Source organism: Caballeronia sp. M23-90, assembly GCF_053574605.1.
On the sequence record NZ_JBSIPA010000765.1, the window covers coordinates 1 to 1,688 of the forward strand.

1 protein-coding gene and 2 pseudogenes are annotated in these 1,688 nt (G+C 61.3%); 1 reads left to right on the forward strand and 2 read right to left on the reverse strand.

What is annotated here, in order from left to right; translation table 11 throughout:
• The coding region (locus ACRXB1_RS35630) for a [protein-PII] uridylyltransferase family protein (protein ID WP_449494723.1) at window positions 1-863 on the forward strand (863 nt) is incomplete at its 5' end.
• A gap of 15 nt (window positions 864-878) precedes the next feature.
• Here ACRXB1_RS35630 and ACRXB1_RS35635 read toward each other — a convergent pair.
• Window positions 879-1,196 (reverse strand): annotated as a pseudogene (locus ACRXB1_RS35635) (type II toxin-antitoxin system VapC family toxin); the annotation flags it as partial.
• A gap of 70 nt (window positions 1,197-1,266) precedes the next feature.
• A pseudogene (locus ACRXB1_RS35640) lies at window positions 1,267-1,688 on the reverse strand (DNA repair protein RecN); the annotation flags it as partial.

The following is a 1,688-nucleotide window of genomic DNA, read 5'->3' on the forward strand; positions in this document are numbered from 1 at the left end:
CGGCGCTGGCCGATGCCGTGCTCGATGTCACCATCGAAACGGTCTGGGCGCAGTTTCCGAAGCGGCATCGAGAGGTGCCCCGCTTTTCCGTGATCGCATACGGGAAACTCGGCGGCAAGGAGCTGGGTTATGCGTCGGATCTGGATTTGATCTTCCTCCACGACGACCCCGACGATTCCGCCAGCGATATCTACGCCATGTTCGCTCGCCGCCTCGTCACGTGGCTCACCACGGCGACCGGCGCCGGCACCTTGTTCGACGTTGATCTGCGCCTGCGTCCAAACGGCGAATCCGGTCTGCTGGTGACAAGCGTGGAGTCGTTCCGGCGCTATCAGATTCGTGAAGGCGATGCCGCGAATACGGCGTGGGTCTGGGAACATCAGGCTTTGTCGCGCGCACGTTATTGCGCCGGCGATGCCGAAATTGGCGCGCGCTTCGAAGAGATTCGCGCCCACGTCCTGACCATGCCGCGCGACGCCAATGCCCTCGCTCAGGAGATCGTCGCGATGCGCGAGCGCGTGTACGCCGGCCATCCGAACAAAAGCAAGCTCTTCGACCTGAAGCATGATCGCGGCGGGATGGTGGACATCGAGTTCATCGTGCAGTTCTGGGTGCTGCTGCACTCACGCGAGGACGGCGAGTTCGTGCGCAATCTCGGCAATATCTCCCTGCTGGGACATGCCGCGCGCTTTGGCGTGATGAGTGACGAAGAAGCGGAAACGGTGGCGGCGGCTTATCGGCGGTACAGGAAGTTGCAGCACACGCTGCGGCTAGATGGCATGGAAAAGGCGCGGGTCGAGCCAGACGTGGTCGCAGCCGAGAGGGAGGCAGTGAGCGGGCTTTGGGCGCGGGTGTTTGGGTAGTACGAGTAGCGGCGTTTACTTGACCAGGCGAATCGGGCTCGCTTTGTACTCAGCTACCGTTTCGTCATTGGTCAGCAAGGTGATGCCCTCGACCGTTGCTTGCGCAATCAGCAGCCGATCGAACAGATCTTTGTGGTGGTCGGGCAAGTTGGCGACTGCCGCAGTGTGCGCGCTGCTGATCACCAATTCGATGTAGCCATTGTCCAGCAGCGACCGGCGAAACAGATGCGGATCGACTTTGAAGTCGGGTCTTCCCAGCCCGTTCTTGATTGCCACTTCCCAGACGCTGGCCGCACTGAAGAGTAGTTCGTTTTCCTCATCCTCAATAAGCTCCTTGGCCTTAGCTAACTTAGGTTAGTCTGCCACGAGCGCAAATCGTTGAGTTTTGATGCTACGCGTTGATTCACGCCGCCAGCATTTCCTTCGCGTGCTTGCGCGTGGTCGCCGTGATCTCAAGTCCGCCCAGCATGCGTGCGACTTCTTCCACGCGCTTCGATTTATCCAGAGGCGTAACCGTGCTGACCGTACCGCCCGATGAATCACCGGCTTTCGCCACCTGGAAGTGATGATCGCCGCGCGCCGCGACTTGCGGCAAGTGCGTGACGCACAGCACTTGCCGGTCGCGTCCAAGTTGATGGAGCAACCGCCCGACGACTTCCGCTACGCCGCCGCCAATTCCCGTGTCCACTTCGTCGAAAATCAACGTGGGCGTCGGGCTCGCCGTGCTTGCAATCACCGCCAATGCCAAACTGATCCGCGCGAGTTCCCCGCCCGATGCAACCTTCGCCAGCGGCCGCAGCGTCACGCCGGCGTGACCGGCCACGC